The 15340-nt window shown below is 71.3% G+C and carries 13 protein-coding genes; 3 read left to right on the top strand and 10 right to left on the bottom strand.

Translation table 11 applies throughout. The features are described from left to right. Positions 1-270: 270 nt before the first annotated feature. From CS0771_RS22580 to CS0771_RS22560, 5 genes are read right to left on the bottom strand one after another with little or no spacing between them, the layout of a single operon-like run. Positions 271-1242, bottom strand: coding sequence for an N-acetylglucosamine kinase (locus CS0771_RS22580; RefSeq protein WP_212842854.1), 972 nt, complete (start codon positions 1240-1242; stop codon positions 271-273). Beyond that, complete coding sequence (locus tag CS0771_RS22575; protein ID WP_212842853.1) at positions 1239-2492, bottom strand: 6-phospho-beta-glucosidase; 1254 nt, start codon at positions 2490-2492, stop codon at positions 1239-1241. Before CS0771_RS22575 ends, CS0771_RS22580 begins: the two co-directional genes overlap by 4 nt. Positions 2493-2500: 8 nt before the next feature. Beyond that, entirely contained in the window at positions 2501-3343 is an 843-nt protein-coding gene (locus CS0771_RS22570) for a carbohydrate ABC transporter permease (protein ID WP_212842852.1), read from the bottom strand. After that, positions 3340-4302 (bottom strand): carbohydrate ABC transporter permease, encoded by a 963-nt coding sequence (locus tag CS0771_RS22565; protein WP_212842851.1) that lies wholly within the window; start codon positions 4300-4302, stop codon positions 3340-3342. Before CS0771_RS22565 ends, CS0771_RS22570 begins: the two co-directional genes overlap by 4 nt. Before the next feature lie 2 nt (positions 4303-4304). After that, the gene (locus tag CS0771_RS22560) at positions 4305-5630 is read right to left on the bottom strand and encodes an ABC transporter substrate-binding protein (RefSeq protein ID WP_212842850.1); all 1326 of its coding nucleotides are present in this window, start codon (positions 5628-5630) and stop codon (positions 4305-4307) included. Between the two features lie 347 nt (positions 5631-5977). Between CS0771_RS22560 and CS0771_RS22555 the strand changes: the two genes are divergently transcribed. Beyond that, positions 5978-7630, top strand: a complete 1653-nt coding sequence (locus tag CS0771_RS22555; protein ID WP_244870958.1) for a glycosyl hydrolase family 8 — start codon at positions 5978-5980, stop codon at positions 7628-7630. A 155-nt stretch (positions 7631-7785) separates the two neighbouring features. After that, a complete protein-coding gene (locus tag CS0771_RS22550; protein WP_212842848.1) occupies positions 7786-8271 on the top strand; it encodes a hypothetical protein in 486 nt (161 codons plus the stop codon). 7 nt (positions 8272-8278) lie between these two features. On the opposite strand, the gene CS0771_RS22545 is transcribed toward CS0771_RS22550, so the two are convergent. From CS0771_RS22545 to CS0771_RS22530, 4 genes are all read right to left on the bottom strand, one after another. After that, positions 8279-8521 carry a hypothetical protein gene (locus CS0771_RS22545; protein WP_212842847.1) on the bottom strand — a complete coding sequence of 81 codons (243 nt, stop codon included), beginning with the start codon at positions 8519-8521 and terminating at the stop codon, positions 8279-8281. Positions 8522-8602: 81 nt separating this feature from the next. Then, a complete protein-coding gene (locus CS0771_RS22540; protein WP_212842846.1) occupies positions 8603-9166 on the bottom strand; it encodes a hypothetical protein in 564 nt (187 codons plus the stop codon). A 1162-nt stretch (positions 9167-10328) separates the two neighbouring features. Next, positions 10329-10646, bottom strand: a complete 318-nt coding sequence (locus tag CS0771_RS22535; RefSeq protein WP_212842845.1) for a hypothetical protein — start codon at positions 10644-10646, stop codon at positions 10329-10331. Positions 10647-10925: 279 nt separating this feature from the next. After that, complete coding sequence (locus tag CS0771_RS22530; protein WP_212842844.1) at positions 10926-13658, bottom strand: BTAD domain-containing putative transcriptional regulator; 2733 nt, start codon at positions 13656-13658, stop codon at positions 10926-10928. A 196-nt stretch (positions 13659-13854) separates the two neighbouring features. Here CS0771_RS22530 and CS0771_RS22525 point away from each other — a divergent pair, with 196 nt between their 5' ends. Continuing rightward, on the top strand, positions 13855-14592 hold the full coding sequence (locus CS0771_RS22525; RefSeq protein WP_212842843.1) for an HAD family hydrolase: 738 nt from the start codon (positions 13855-13857) through the stop codon (positions 14590-14592). Positions 14593-14627: 35 nt separating this feature from the next. Here CS0771_RS22525 and CS0771_RS22520 read toward each other — a convergent pair whose 3' ends face one another. Next, positions 14628-15287 carry an MSMEG_1061 family FMN-dependent PPOX-type flavoprotein gene (locus tag CS0771_RS22520; protein ID WP_212842842.1) on the bottom strand — a complete coding sequence of 220 codons (660 nt, stop codon included), beginning with the start codon at positions 15285-15287 and terminating at the stop codon, positions 14628-14630. Between the last annotated feature and the right edge of the window lie 53 nt (positions 15288-15340).

Genomic DNA, 15340 nt, shown 5'->3' with positions numbered 1-15340 from the left:
TTCGGCCCGCCCGACCCGCGAGATCGGCGTGCCAGGCCGGACCCGAGTGCAGCGGGACCTTTGGGCCGCGCGCTCCATCGGTCATGCCACATCCCTGACCCCCGGTCCGGCGAGGCGGGACAGTGCGACCTTCCGCCCGGTCAGCAGCAGAAGCAGGGCGTCGATGGGGCCGGTCACCTCGGGGCCGGCACCGACCGACCACTCCAAGGGTGTGCCGGGGCGTGGCATGGCCGCGGCCCGGCACATCACCCGAAGGGCGGCCGGAGGGCGTCACATGTGCGCCCGCAGCGCGGCCTTGGCCTGCGCGCTCGCGCCCAGCGCGTCGAGCCCGGCCAGGGCCGCGCCGGTGACGGGCGGCTGGGCCACGACGGCGATCTCCGCGCGGGGCAGCGCCGTTGCCGCACCGTCCACGATCGCCTGGTGCAGCAACGGATGCCGGGCGGTCAGCACACCGCCGCCGAGCACCAGCGCCAGCGGCTCGTCGCGCATGGCCAGCCGGTCGGCGGCGACGGCGGCCAGCGCAACCACCTCATTGGCCTGCTTGGCGACCAGCCGCCGGGCCACCGGGTCCCCGTCGGCCGCGACCGAGAACAGCACCGGGGTCAGCTCGCTGATCCGCCCCGGGTCGATCTCCCGCAGGTGTACGGCGACGCCCAGCTCCTCGACCGACCCGACCCCGAAGTGGTCGACCACGGCCCCGGTCAGCTTCGTCACCGGCCCACGCCCGTCCTCGCCGCGCGCGGCGTGCCACAGCGTGAGCTCGGAAAGATGGTGCCCGCCGCCCCAGTCCCCGGTGATCATGCCGAGCGCCGGGAACCGCGCGGTCCGCCCGTCGGCGTCCCGGCCCACGCAGTTGATGCCCGCACCGCACACCACCGCGATCGACCGCGCTGCGTCGGTGCCCGCCCGCATGAGGGCGAAGGTGTCGTTGTCGACCCGGTTGGCGCGGGCCCACCCCGCGCCGGTCACGGCCTCGGTCAGGATCCGCACCTCGTCGGGCAGGTCCGCCCCGGCGAGGTAGACCTCGGCCCGGTCCAGCGGCACGGCCGCGTCGAGCCCCGCCTGCGTGACCGCCTGCCCGATGAGCCCGCCGAGCAGGGCGATGCTGCCCGGTACGCCGATCAGGTGCGGCGAGGACGCCGGGCCACGGGCCCGCCCCAGGACGGCACCGGCGTCGGTGGCGACGATGACGTCGGTCTTGGAGTTGCCGCCGTCGACGGCGACGAGGTATCGCGTGCTCATGCCGCCCACCCGAGGTGCGCGGCGTTCTCGGCGAGCAGCCGGTCGGCCAGACCGGTGGCGAGTTCGTGCTGGCCGACCAGCGGGTGGGCGAGCAGCGCCTGGTAGACGCGCTCCCGTCCGCCGTGGACGGCGGCTTGCACGGCGAGTTCCTCGTACCCGCTGACATGGGCTATCAGCCCGGAGAGGTGCGGGCCGACGGGGCGGACCGGCAGCGGGGCCGCGCCGTCCTCGTCCACCCGGCAGCTGACCTCGATGACGGCCTCGTCGGGCAGGAACGGCAGGGTGCCGTCGTTGCGGACGTTGACGGCGTGCACGGCCCCGTCGCCGCGGCGCAGCGACCCGATGAGCCCGACGGCCGCCTCGGAGTAGTACGCGCCGCCGCGCTGGGCGAGCAGCTCGGGCTTGGTGTCGAGGTTCGGGTCGGCGTACAGCTCCAGCAGCGTGCGCTCCATCGCGGCGACCTGCTGTCCCCGGCTCGGTGTGCCGCGCTGCTCGGCCACCACGCGGTCGTGGCCGTAGAAGTAGCGCAGGTAGTAGGACGGGACGCAGTCCAGGGCGGTGAGGATCTCCGGCGGCAGCCCGACGTGTGCGGCGAGGGTGTCGAGGTGCCGTTCGAGCAGCTCGGGCAGCCGGTCGGCGCCGCCGACGCGGACGCCGCGTGCCCAGGTGAGGTGGTTGAGCCCGACGTGGTCGAGGGTCACCTGTTCGGGGGCGACGTCGAGCAGCGCGGCGAAGCGCCGCTGGAAGCCGATGGCGACGTTGCACAGCCCGACGGCGCGGTGCCCGTCGTCGAGCAGGGCCCGGGTGAGCAGCCCGGTCGGGTTGGTGAAGTTGACGATCCAGGCACCCGGCGCGGCCCGCAGCCGGGCACGGCGGGCGACGTCGAGCACCACCGGGATCGTTCGCAGCGCCTTGGCCAGGCCGCCCGCGCCGGTGGTCTCCTGGCCGACGCAGCCGCAGTCGAGGGGGAACGTCTCGTCGCTGATCCGGGCGGCCTGCCCCCCGACGCGCAGCTGGATGATGACGGCGTCGGCGTCGGTGAGCCCGGCGTCGAGGTCGCTGGTCCAGGTGACTCGCCCGGGGTGGCCGTGGCGTCGCATGATCCGTGCGGCGAGCCGGCCGATGACGTCCAGCCGTTCGGCGGCCGGGTCGATCAGGGTCAGTTCGGTGATGTCGGCGTCGAGGCGGGCGAACCCGTCGATCAGCTCGGGCGTGTAGGTCGACCCTCCGCCGACCACTGCGATCTTCATGTGCGGTTTCAACCTTTCACGCCGGTCAGCGTGACACCCTGCACGAACGCCTTCTGGGCGAGGAAGAACAGGACGATGACCGGGACCATGGTGAGCAGGGTCGCCGCGCTGACGAGATGCCACTCGACGTGGTGCAGCGACCGGAATGAGGCGAGGCCCAGCGAGATGGTCCAGTTCTCCTGGTTCTCGCTGGTGTAGAGGAACGGGCCGTAGTAGTCGTTCCAGGCGTAGAAGAACTGGAACATGGCCGCGGCGGCGATGCCGGGCCTGGCCATGGGCAGGATGACGCGCAGCAGCGTGCCCCATTCGCCGCAGCCGTCGATGCGGGCCGCGTCGAGGTAGTCGTCGGGGATGGTGACGAGGAACTGGCGCAGCAGGAAGACGGAGAACGCGTCCCCGGCGAGCATCGGCAGGATGAGCGGCCACAGGGTGCCGGTCAGCCCCGTGTTGGCCCACATCATGTAGAGCGGCACGGTGGTGACCTGCGCGGGCAGCATCATCATGCAGATGATCAGGATCATCGTCAGGTTGCGTCCCCGCCAGCGGAGCTTGGCCAGGGCGTACGCCGCGGGCACGCTCGCCAGCAGCATGAATCCGGTGGCCAGGATCGCGTAGAGGAACGTGTTGCCGATGAACCGCAGCAGCGGGGTGCGCCGGAACGCCTCGACGTAGTTCTCGGGGTGCCAGCTGTGCGGCCACAGGTCGGCCGTGAGCGTCTGGTCGCTGGTCATCATCGACGTGAGCAGCAGGAACACGATCGGGGCGAGGAACATGATCGCCAGGGCGATGCCGATGGCATGGCGGGCGACGAACAGCAGGAAGCCGCCGCGGCGGGCCTGGGGTGTGCTCATGAGCCGCTCCCGGTGAAGGCCTTGAACCGGCGCAGCAGCACGATCGTGGCGGTCATGGACACCACGAACAGGATCACGGCCATGACGTTCGCGGCGCCGAACAGGTTGTTGCCGAACCCGATCGAGTACAGCCGCATGGGGTAGGTCAGCGTCGCGTTCTCGGGGTAGCCGAACGTCCCGGCGATGCCGCTGCCGGAGGTGACCTGGCCGGAGGCGACGCTGCCGGCGACCGCGGCCTGGGTGAAGTAGTTGAGGGTCCCGATGATCCCGGTGATGACGGCGAACAGCAGCACGGGCGAGATGGTGGGCAGGGTGACGTAGCGGAACTGGTGGCGGCGGGACGCGCCGTCGAGCGACGCGGCTTCGTACAGCTCCTTGGGCACATCGAGCAGCGCCGCCATGAAGATGATCATCAGGTCGCCGACGCCCCACAGCGCGAGCAGCGTGAGCGAGGTCTTGGCCCAGTCGGGGTCGTTGAACCAGCCCGGCCCCTCGATGCCGAACTGTGCCAGCAGCGTGTTGACCGGCCCGGTGCCGGGCTTGAGCAGCAGCACGAACGCGATGGTGGCGGTGACCGGCGGCGCGAGGGCGGGCAGGTAGTACAGCGTGCGGTAGGTGCTGCGGGAGCGCTTCATGGCGTTGAGCAGCATCGCCGTGAGCAGCGCGCCGACCGTCCGGGCGGGCACCATCAGCAGCACGAAGATCAGCGTGTTCTTCGCCGCGACGCGCACGGTCGGGTCGTCGAACAGCACGTACTGCCAGAAGTCGAGGCCGACCCAGACCGGCGGATTGAACATGTCGAAGCGGGTGAAGGAGAAGTAGATCGCCGCGAGCAGCGGATAGATCAGGAAGACGGCGATGCCGATCAGCGCAGGCCCGATGAAGGTGAGCACGATCAGGGGGCGGCGCGGGGAGCGCCGGACGGCGCCGGCGCTCCCCTGGCTGGCGACGGAGGCCACGCTCAGCCCGCCAGTTCGATCATCTTGTTGACCCGGGTGTCGACGTCGGCCAGGCCCGCGGCCAGGTCCTTCTTGGACCCGGACTGCCAGGCCATCAGGAACTCCGACAGGGTGTCCTGGTAGCCGGGGCCGATCGCGCTGGGCGGGGTGGTGCCCGAGTTGGGGTTGGCGAAGATGTCCAGGAACACCTGGAACGCCGGGTCGACGTGCAGCTGCGGTGAGGCGAGGGCCGCGGTGGTGGTGGGCACGTTGCGGATGCCGTTGGACAGCTCGACGATGGTGTCGGTCTCGGTGGTCAGGAACTTGATCAGCGCCCAGGCCGCCTCGGGGTTGCGGGCGGTGCGCGAGACGCCGATGACGTTGCCGGAGATGTAGCCGGCCCCGGCGTGGCTCGCGTCCAGCACCGGCAGCGGGGCGACGCCGAACTGGACCTCGGGCGCCTGGTCCTTCAGGAACGCCATGCGCCACTCGCCGTCGACGGCCATGGCGATCTTGCCCTTGTGGAAGGCGTTGTCGGCCGACCACTCGTCGCCCAGTGAGGCGCGGAACTTCTCCAGCTTGTCGTAGCCGTACCAGTCGACGAGTTTCTTCTGCCAGGTGAGCAGCGCCCTCCAGGCGGGGTCGGCGCCGATGGCGGAGGTGCCGTCGGCGTTGAGCCACTTGGCCCCGGCCATGGGCGCGAAGTGCGACGGGGAGTTCTCGTAGAAGCCGAACAGGGGCAGGAACCCGGCCCGCTCGATGGTGCCGTCGGCCTTGCGCTTGGTGAGCTTCTTGGCCATGTCGGACAGCTCGGCCAGCGTCTTCGGGGCCTCGGTCAGCCCGGCCTCGGCGAACATGGCCTTGTTGAAGTAGAAGCCGTACGCGTCGGCCAGGAACGGCATCGCGCACCGCTTGCCCCGGAACTCGGTGTAGGAGCGGGCGACCTCGGGGATGGCGGTCAGGTCGACGCGGTCGCGCTGCAGGTAGGGGTTCAGGTCGACCCAGGCACCGGCGGCGCAGAACTTGCCGACGATGTCGGTGGAGTAGCTGATGGCGACGTCCGGGCCGGTGCCGGCGCCGATGGCGGTGGTCACCTTGGCGTCGTCCTGGCCGCCCTTGACCGTCAGGGTCACCTTCGGGTACCTGGCCTTGAACTTCGCCAGGGTGTCGTCGAGGGCCTTGGCCTCGCGGTCGGTGAAGAAGTGCCAGAGTTCGACCGTGCCGGTGGGCTCCACACCCGGCGTGGCGATCGGCTCGGGTGCCTCGGCGGGGGTGCAGGCCGACATGATCGTCAATGCCACGGCGACGCCGACCACCAGGGTCGTACGCCGTTTCAGGGCACGATGCATCGAGGGTCTCCTTTAAGGGGGCGGTGCGGATCACGGAACGGTTAGGCAACCTGACTTACTATTGCCGGAGATTAGAGCCGCCACGAGAGCCGCGTCAAGCGTCCCGGAATTGTTAGGCAGGTTGCCTAACCGTCTTGTGCGGCGGGCATCGGCTGACGTAAGTTCCCGGAAAGCCCGGGGCCCTGGGCCGTCGCCCAGGCGTGCCGACGCCGCCACGCCAGCTCGTATCGACAGCGAAGCCGCAGGTCACGGCCAATCCGGATCTGCCACCCTCCACCTGGGAGTCCCGCATGATGCGTAGAACAGCACGGCCACGCAGGTGGCGTCCCCTCCTCACGACGGCGGCCGTGGCCACCGTCGGCACCCTGCTCGGCGGGCTCATGCTCGCCCCCTCCGCACAGGCCGCCACCAACCTGGCGCTGGGCCGCACCACCGCCGTCTCCTCCACCGAGACCTCCACCCTCGGCGGCGCCAAAGCCGTCGACGGCTCGACCAGCACCCGCTGGGCCAGCGCCGAAGGCAGCGACCCGCAGTGGATCCGCGTCGACCTCGGCAGCGTCCAGCAGATCGGGCAGGTGACCCTGCGCTGGGAGGCCGCCTACGGCAAGGCCTACCGCATCGAGGTCTCCCCCGACGCGAGCACCTGGACCACCATCTACTCGACCACCACCGGCAACGGCGGCGTCGACGATCTCACCGGCCTGACCGGCAGCGGCCGCTACGTGCGCATGTACGGCACCGCACGCGGCACCGCCTGGGGTTACTCGCTGTTCGAGTTCGAGGTCTACCCGCCGGCGGGCACGCCGTCGCCGAGCGCGTCGCCGAGCGCCTCTCCCCCGCCGCCCGGCGGGCCGGCCGTGCCGTTCGGCTCGCACCTGCGGCCGTACGCGGCGGGCACACTCAAGCTGACGGGCGCCGCGGCCACCCACGACCAGACGGTGATCAACTACTACAACACCTGGAAGGCCGCGTTCGTCAAGCAGAACTGCGGCAACGGCTGGTACGAGGTCTACTCCCCCGACGCCGACCATCCGTACGTGGCCGAGGCGCAGGGCTACGGCATGGTCATCACCGCGCTGATGGCCGGGGCCGACCCGAACGCCAAGACCCAGTTCGACGGGCTGCTCAAGTACGTGCTGGCCCACCCGTCGGTCAACAACCCGAACCTGCACGCCGCCGAGCAGAACACCTCCTGCACGTCGGTCAACGGCTCGGACTCGGCGACCGACGGCGACCTGGAGATCGCGTACGGGCTGCTGCTGGCCGACAAGCAGTGGGGCAGCACCGGCACCTACAACTACAAGTCGCTGGCCGTGCAGCGGATCAACGCCATCAAGGCCAGCGAGATCAACGCGACCACGAAGCTGACCCTGCTCGGCGACTGGAGCAGCGCCGGCGACCAGTACTACTACATCAGCCGCACCTCGGATTGGATGCCGGGCCACTTCCGGGCCTACCGCAAGGCGACCGGCGACACCGCCTGGGACACCATCCTGGCCAAGCACCAGTCGGTCACCGCGGCGCTGCAGAGCGGGTACGCGCCCAACACCGGCCTGCTGCCCGACTTCGTCATCGACACCAACACCACGCCCCGGCCCGCCACCGGGCAGGTGCTGGAGGACCCCAACGACGGCAAGTACTGGTGGAACGCCTGCCGCGACCCGTGGCGGATCGGCGCCGACGCGGTCACCAGCGGCGACGCGCAGTCGCTGGCGGCGGCCCGCAAGCTCAACACCTGGGTGAAGACCAAGACCGGCGGCAACCCGTCGAGCATCGCCGTCGGGTACGCGCTCAACGGCACCGCGATCAGCTCCGGCTCCGAGGCGGCGTTCTTCGCGCCGTTCGCGGTCGCCGCGATGACCGACCCGGGCAGCCAGGCCTGGCTCGACGCGCTATGGAACAAGATCAAGGCGACGCCGCTGGACACGTCCGGCTACTACTCGGCCAGCCTGCAGCTGCAGACGATGATCGTGGTCTCCGGGAACTTCTGGACCCCGTGACACGTCACCGCGGACGGACACCGAAGGGCCCCTCGAAGCGCATCGCGATGGGGCCCTTCGGCCTGCCTGCCCCAAGGCAAACCCGGCCGTGCCGAAGATCGCTACGCTGGGCCGTCGGCACGGTGCGCCGCTCGAACGCGTCGATAGGGGACGAGATGAGTGACATCTACCTTCGGGTCATCCCCACCGATCCCCTGTGGCAGCCCACGGTGGAGGAAGCCGAACGGACGGCCGCGTACGTCGCCGGGCTGTTCGCCGGGCCGGGCGACGATGTCGAATCGGTCACGCCGGTGTTCTACGAGCACGTCACGCTCATCGACGCCGGACAGTACATGGAGGACGTCTCCTGCCCCCGATGCCGCGCGGCGATCGGCCTGGACTGGTTCTGGGATCTGCTGCGCGCCCAGCAGGGCGGGCAGCTGACAAGCCCGACCGTCGGCGACCTGAACGTGACGGTCCCGTGCTGCGGTTCACCGCTGACGATGCCGGAGCTGCACTTCCAGGCGCCGGTCGGATTCGCCCGATTCGAGGTGAGCGCCATGAACTGGACCCGGCATACCTGGGAACTCAGCGACGAGGAACTCGCCACGGCCGGTGGGATCCTGGGGCATCCGATCAAACAGATCGACACCCGCTACTGAGCCGTCATCATGCCGCCGTCAGTGTCGCGGTGATCGTCCTCTGGGCGGCGTGTGTCATCCGTACCCGGAACGAGCTGCAGAGGTCGACAGCAGGATTCCAGACGGCGGTGCTCAAAGTGCCGAGACGGCGCAGGCCTTCCCGCAGCGCGTGCCGGTAGGCGACCTGCCAGCCGCGCGGCTCGAAGGAGAGCCGTCCGATGCTCCGTCCGGTCACGGCGTCGGTGGACACCGTCACGTCGTACTCGATCATCTTTCACCCGCCCTGTCGTTGTGTGGCTCGCCCGGCGTCAGAACAGAACGATTCCCACGGCGAACGGCGCAAGGGTCGCAGCTAAAGAGGCGGGCCGGCGCTGGACGGGAGCAGGTCCCACATGACGGCGACCGGTAGAGCGCGGTGGGCGCAGGCGGCGCGGATGACGTCCCGTTCGGCGTCGCTGCGGGCGAGTTCAGCCAGGGTCTCCGGCGGGGTTTCGCAGTGTTCGGCGAGCGCGAGCCGGGTGGCGTGGTCGGCGCCGTCCAGCAGGCGGGCGAGCATCGGGCCTGTCGCGTTCCAGCTCCGGGCCAGGTGGTGCGGCTTGACGTGCAGCCGCTCCAGCACGTCCGGCGGTGTGCATGAATTGGCGGCCAGCGCCTTGCCGACTCCTCTGGCCGGCTGCTCGGCGAGCTGACGCAGGACGTCGGGGTGTCGGCAGCGCCCGGCGAGCCAGCGGCGGACCATGGGGTTGCGGTCGCCGGCCAGCACGGCGGCGATGTCCGCAGGCAACAGCCAGTCGGTCGCGGCGGCTGCCCGGACCCGGGCGAATCGCGACGTCGCGCACCTGGCCAGCAGGTCGAGGCGAGCCTCCTCGGACTTCTCGACAGGCCAGGGGGCGGACCGGGCAGGCATCCCCACCATGACGTGCTTCCCATCAGGTCGCGGAGCTTGCCGACCGGCAGCCGCTGGGCGGCGGCCTCCATGCGTTCCAGGCTGGGCAGGGGGCGGGATGCGTCGCCGCCGATCTCCTTGACGGCCGGGTAGGCCACCGTCTCGTCTGGGTCGGCGGTCAGGGCCGCGAGCGTCTCGGGCGGCAGCCGCCCGTCGGCGGCGGCTGCCGCACGGGCCTCGGCGACCGGGCTGGCGGCCAGCTCCTCCACGAGCCGGCTGCCGGCCTGCTCGACGACACATGCCCGGATCGTGACCTGCTCGTCGTGGGAGAGGAGGTCCAGGGCCTCGGCTGGGAGTCCGTCGCGCTGACCGATCGCGTCCCGGACGACCGGGTCGGGAGCGCGGGCCAGCTGGACCGTCAGCTCCGGGCTGAGGTCGGTCAGCCAGGCGACGCTTCGACGTACCTCGGGGTGAGGGTCGGCGGCGAGCGCCACCGTCGTCTGCGCCGGGCAGCCGTTGATCCAGGGCACCGAGTCCCGCACCCGGTGGTCGGGGGAGGCGGCGAGCATCGCGATCTCCTCGGGCGAGAACACTCCGTCGAAGATGGGCTTTTGCAACAGGTACGGGTCCCCGGTCTTCATCACGACGGCGACCAGCGCCGCGACGGCCTCAGGATGTTGATCGCGACCAGCACTTCGGCGGGCGCGGCAGGGTTCTTGAGGAGACCGGCGAGCCGGACCTGGGAGCGGTCGTGGTCCGGGCCGGTGAGCCGGATCCGCCGCCGCGAATCCTCACAGCAGCCGGTGTCGATGACCTGCGGCTCGACCCAATCCCCCCGATGCGAACATCCGGACACCCTAGCGGCTGATCAGGACAGGCGGTGACCGTGCACTTAGTCCGCGATGGCAGGCTTTCGGTGCCTTTGTTCAGGTATCCGACTCATGCTCGAGCGCTCCGTGGCTACGAGGCCACCTTGTGTCAACCACGCTGGTGCCGTGAACTCCGGGGGACGATGAACCTGCCAGTGAACCGCCGTGCGCGAGGTCGCAAGGACCTGGTCGCGCCGCCATGTGGTCACAGTGATGTCGGGCAATCCGGGGCCACCTGCCAAGCGTCGGACCCCGTGCGGCTTCTCCACGGACGGTGGTGCCGTCGCCGCCCGGAGCAGCGACGACGGCACCGCCCGGCCGGATCAGGCGGTCGTCTGGACCGTGCCCTCGGCGGCGTAGGTGCCGGTGGCGCAGTACGCGGTCGAGGTCTGGGCGGTCCCGTAACGCCAGGGCCCGTACTTCCAGGTGTAGCTGTCGCTGCTCACCGAGTAGCACTTGACCTTCGCCCGGAAGCCGTCCCCCGAGGTCGCGCTGCAGTTGACCGAGAAGCTGCCCTCGGACGGGTACCACTTCGTGCAGCCGGTCACCGCCGCCTGCGCGCCGGTGGCGGGCAGAACGACCGCAGCGGCGGCGGCGAGGCCGACCATCGCGAGGCGCAGCGTAGTTCCCTTGTGCTTCATGCTCCTACCTTCCGTTGACGCCGGCAGCGCCCGCCCCCATGGCGGCGCCGCCGGTTGAACCGGTATGGCGAAACGTGACAGCGGCCGGCAGCAGCGATCCGGGTGACAGCCGGGATGCCAGCGCGTGTCCGCCGGTGGCATCCGGCACCGCCGAGAGCCGGAACACGTCCTCGCGCGTCCCGGCCGCTCAGCGACCCCCGATGCTGCGGCGGCAACAGTGTCACCGAGCGCCCTTACCGCGGCCTTACCACGCGACGGCACCGCGACCGGTGCGCGACGTCAGCGGTCCAGCGCGGCCAGCGCGGCACGGGCCGCGTCGGCGTCCTCGGCGTTCTCGGTCTCCTCGTACAGCCCGAGCGCCCGCTCCAGGTGGTCCCGGGCCTGTGCCGTATCGCCCAGCTCCGCCAGCGCCTGGCCGATGTGGTCGTACGCGTTGGCGATCAGCCGCCGGTCGCCGTCCTTCTCACCGGCCTCGGCCGAGCGCCGCCAGTGCAGCAGCCGCCGTTCCTGATCGCCCAGCTCGCCGTGGAGCAGGCCGAGGTTGCCCTCGGCGAACGAGGCGCCCCGGTTGTCGCCGAGCGAGCGGGCCACGTCCGCGGCGGCGGTGTAGCAGGCGATCGCGTCCTGGTGCCGTCCGGCCAGGTAGTGCGCCCAGCCGAGGTTGTTGGACACGGTGCCGGTCAGCAGCCGCCCGTCGGGCAGATCGCGCAGCAGCGCCAGGCTCTCCTCGTACACGGCCACCGCCTCGGCGTCACGGCCCGCGTGGCCGTACGAGATGCCCAGGCGGGACAGGGACAGCGCGAGTGCCTTCGGGTCGTCGAGGCCTCGGCGCAGCTCGACCACACGCTGGGCGCTGGCCATGGCGTCGTCGAAGCGGTCCAGGTAGTACAACGTGCCGGTGACCGAGCTCTCGGCGCTGGCCTGCGCGGCGGTGTCACCGGCGGCCTGGGCGGCGCGCACCCCGGTGGTGAGCAGGCCGAGGCGTTCGGCGGGGGTGCGGCGGCGTTCCAGCCAGCCGGCCAGCAGCATGGTGAGCTGCCAGCAGAGCCGGGGCAGCCGGTGCTCGGCGACCGTGACGACCGCGATGATCGCCTCGGCCTCGGCGTCGAACCAGTGGAGCGCGGCCAGGGTGTCGTCGAACGAGACCGGCGGCGGTTCGGGTGGCGTGAACGGCAGGATCTGGTCGGCCTTCAGGCAGCGGTCCGCGGCGGCGCACGCGGCGACGTACCAGGTGGTGAGCCGTTCGAGCGCGGCCTCGGCACCGGCTTCGGCGCCGCCCAGCTCGGCGGCGTAGAGCTTGACGAGGTCGTGCATCTGGTAGCGGCCGTGCCGCTCGGTGAGCAGACCGGCGTCGCACAGCGCCGACAGTGCCGCGGCGGCCTCCGGCTCGGACAGCCCGGTCAGCGCCGCCGCCGCCGACGCCGTCAGGTCCGGGCCGGGCACGGCGCCGAGCAGCCGGAACGTCTGCTGCGCGACGGGATTCAGGTGGCGGTACGAGTGGCTGAACACGGTGCGTACGGCCGTGTCGGGGTCGTCGTCCACGGTCAGCGAGCCGAGCCGGTCGCCGCCGTGCAATTCGGCCAGGTAGCCGGCGATGGTCTGGCGTGGTCGCTCGTGGAGGTTGGCGGCGGCGATACGCAGCGCGAGCGGGAGCCGCCCGGCCGCCGCGGCCAGCGCTTGCGCGGCGTCGGGCTCGGCGTCCACCCGGGCCGGGCCGAGGATGCGGCGGATCAGCTCCACCGCCTCCTCCTCCGGCAGCACCGCCAGGTTGAGCCGCTGGGCGCCGTCGCGGGCGACGAGCCCGAGCAGGCGGGCACGGCTGGTGACCATCACGAAGTTGCCGGCTCCGCCGGGCAGCAGCGGGCGGACCTGCTCCACCGTGGCGGCGTTGTCGAGCAGCAAGACCACCCGCAGCGGCGCGAGCGTGTCGCGGTAGAGCGCCGCCGCCTCCTCGACGTCGGCCGGCACCGGGTCCACGCCGAGCATGCGCAGCAGCTGGGCCAGCGCGTCGCTCGGCGCCATCGGCTGGCGCTCGTCGTAACCACGCAGGTTGAGATACAGCTGCCCGTCGGGGTACCGGTCGGCGGCCTGGCGCGCCCAGCGCACCGCCAGCGCGGTCTTGCCCACACCGCCGGTGCCGCCGATGGCCGTGATCAGCACCGCCCCGGAGGTGGTGACCTGCCGGGAGTAGTCGTCGAGCCAGCGCAGCTCGTCGGCGCGGCCGGTGAAGTCGGGCACGTCCCAGGGCAGGAACCGCCGCCCGGCGCCGGTCTGCGGCAGCAGCGCGGGGTCGTCGTTGAGGATCTGCTGCTGCAGCCGCCGCAGCGCCGGACCCGGCTCGACGCCGACCTGGTCAACCAGACGCCGGTGCAGGCCGCGGTAGGACTGCAGGGCGTCGGCGGTGCGACCGCACCGGTAGAGGGCGAGCATCAGCAGCTCCGTGAAGCCCTCCCGGTAGGGGTGCTCTGCGGCCAGGGCGACGAGCGGCTCGACCGCCTGGCGGTGCATGCCGCAGTCGAGCTGGGCACGGGCCCGCAGTTCCAGTGCGATCAGCCGCTGCTCGTCGATGCCGACCCCGAGCCGTTCGCGCAGCTGCTCGTCGGCCACGTCCGCCAGCAGCGGCCCGCGCCACAGCGCCAGGGCCTCCTCGACGATGCGCAGCCGCTCGGCCGGATCGGTGGTGTGCGCCGCGCGGTCCAGCCCGTCGGCGAATCGGTGCAGGTCGACGGCGTCAGCGGCGACGTCCAGCCGGTAGCCGCCGCCCCGGCCGGTGAGCGTCACGCCGTGCGGAGCGAGCACGGCACGCAGCCGGGCGACGTAGGTGTGCAGGGTGGCGCGCCCGGATGCAGGCGGGTCGCCCGCCCACAGCAGGTCCAGCAGGCGTTCGGTGGAGATGAGCCGTCCTGGCTCCAGCAGCAGCACGCACAGCAGGCAGCGTTCCTGCCTGCGCCGGATCTCGATCTCCTGGCCGTCGTGCTCGATCCGGAGCGGTCCGAGGAGGTCGAATCTCACGTCCGCGGATTCTACGGCCGACGCCCCGGCGCAGGGGGCTCCGCGAGCCCGCTGGCCGGCGCCTTCCGAGCACGCTGCCAGCAGCATCTGGTGATCGTCGTTCTCTGGTCAGGCATCCGACTCACGATCCCGCGATATCCTGCGGCAGCGCCGCAAGGGCGCATGGCGCCGACGGTCGGCGACTACAGTCCCCGCCATGCCGGAGAGCGGAGCGACCACGTCCTACGACGCGTCATCGGTGATCCCGCGCCTTCTGGCCAGGGCTCAGGCCTTACTGCTGGCTGTGGACGGGCCCCTGTGCGCCCTGACACCGCGACTGACCAGCCTCGGTTCCGCCGAACGCATGCGAGAACTGCTGACGGCCCTCGACTATCACGTGCCTGACGAGCTGGCGGACGTGGCGGATCCGTACGCCGTGATGCGGTACGCGGGGACCATCGCTGATCCGCGGCTGTGGTGCGACATCGAGGACGTCTTGTCGCGGCTGGAAGACGCGGCCATGATCCAGGCCACCCCGACGGCTGGTGCCCACGAGACCATCCGGGCGGCGAGAGCAGCAGCCAAAGGTGTGGCTCTGGTCAGTGACCAGGCGGCATGGACGATTGAACGCTACATGGCGATTCACGGCCTGGCTGAGGAGGCGAACGCTGTCGGGCGGTGGACCGTGACGCCGAAGCGGTGGATGCCGGACCCCTACCCGCTACACCACGGCGCGTCGATTGTCCGTGCCCGCCGCCCCTCAGCAGCTCTGTTCATCGGCGCGACCTCCCTTGACGCGAGGACCGCCGCAGCCGCGCGCATGCCTTTTCTCGGCATAGCCGACCTGCGGGCCTCAGCAGAGGACCTGCGCGAGGCTGGAGCTGAACACGTGCTCGGCCCCGAGGCCATGCTCCTCCTGGCCGCGGCACTGCGTGGACCGACCGCCAACCTGTAATCATCAGCGCCGGGCCGGCGAGCGGTGTCGGCCTGTCACTCGTACCGATACTTCAGCGCGTCCCGCTCCCTCTGCTCGATGTCGGCGATCGTCAGCTCCGGCATCCGCAGCTGGGCCAGGGTCACCTCGGCCGAGGTCGGCTGGGCGTCGGCGGGCAGCCACTGCTCCGGCTGCCAGACCCCGCCGCGCAGCAGCGACTTCGGGCAGTGCGGATAGACCTCCTCGATCCCCAGCACCAGCGCACTGGCCGGCGGCTTGCCCACGGCGGTCAGCTGCGAGAGCAGCTCGGGCCGGGTGGAGACGCAGGCCCGGCCGTTCACCCTGAGCGTCGTGGTGCGCCCCGGGATGAGGAACAGGAGCCCGGCCCGCCCGGTGGCGATGACGTTCTGCCAGGTGTCCAGCCGCTTGTTGCCGGTCGCGTCGGGGATCGCCACCGTCCGGGCGTCCAGGACCGAGACGAACCCGGCCGGGCCGCCGCGCGGCGAGACGTCACAGTTGCCCTCGGCGTCGACGCTGGCGACCAGGACCAGCGAAGAGCACTCGATCAGCCGCCGGGTCTGCTCGGTGAGCTCGGTCATCTGCTTGCGCACGGCCGCGTCGCCGGGCAGCTCGTAGACGCGGCGCAGCGTCTCCTGGTCAGGCACGGCGTCCACGCGCAGCGCGTCGAAGGCACTGGCGGCAAAAGCTGGCGTCATGCCGCCGACCCTAATGGACAGACCCGGGCGAGGTTGACTGCCGACGGTTCAGG

Origin of the sequence: Catellatospora sp. IY07-71, assembly GCF_018326265.1 — a bacterium.
Classification (GTDB): Bacteria; Actinomycetota; Actinomycetes; order Mycobacteriales; family Micromonosporaceae; genus Catellatospora.
Note: the sequence above shows the minus strand (reverse complement) of the source record. Positions and strands in the feature narration are given on the sequence as shown.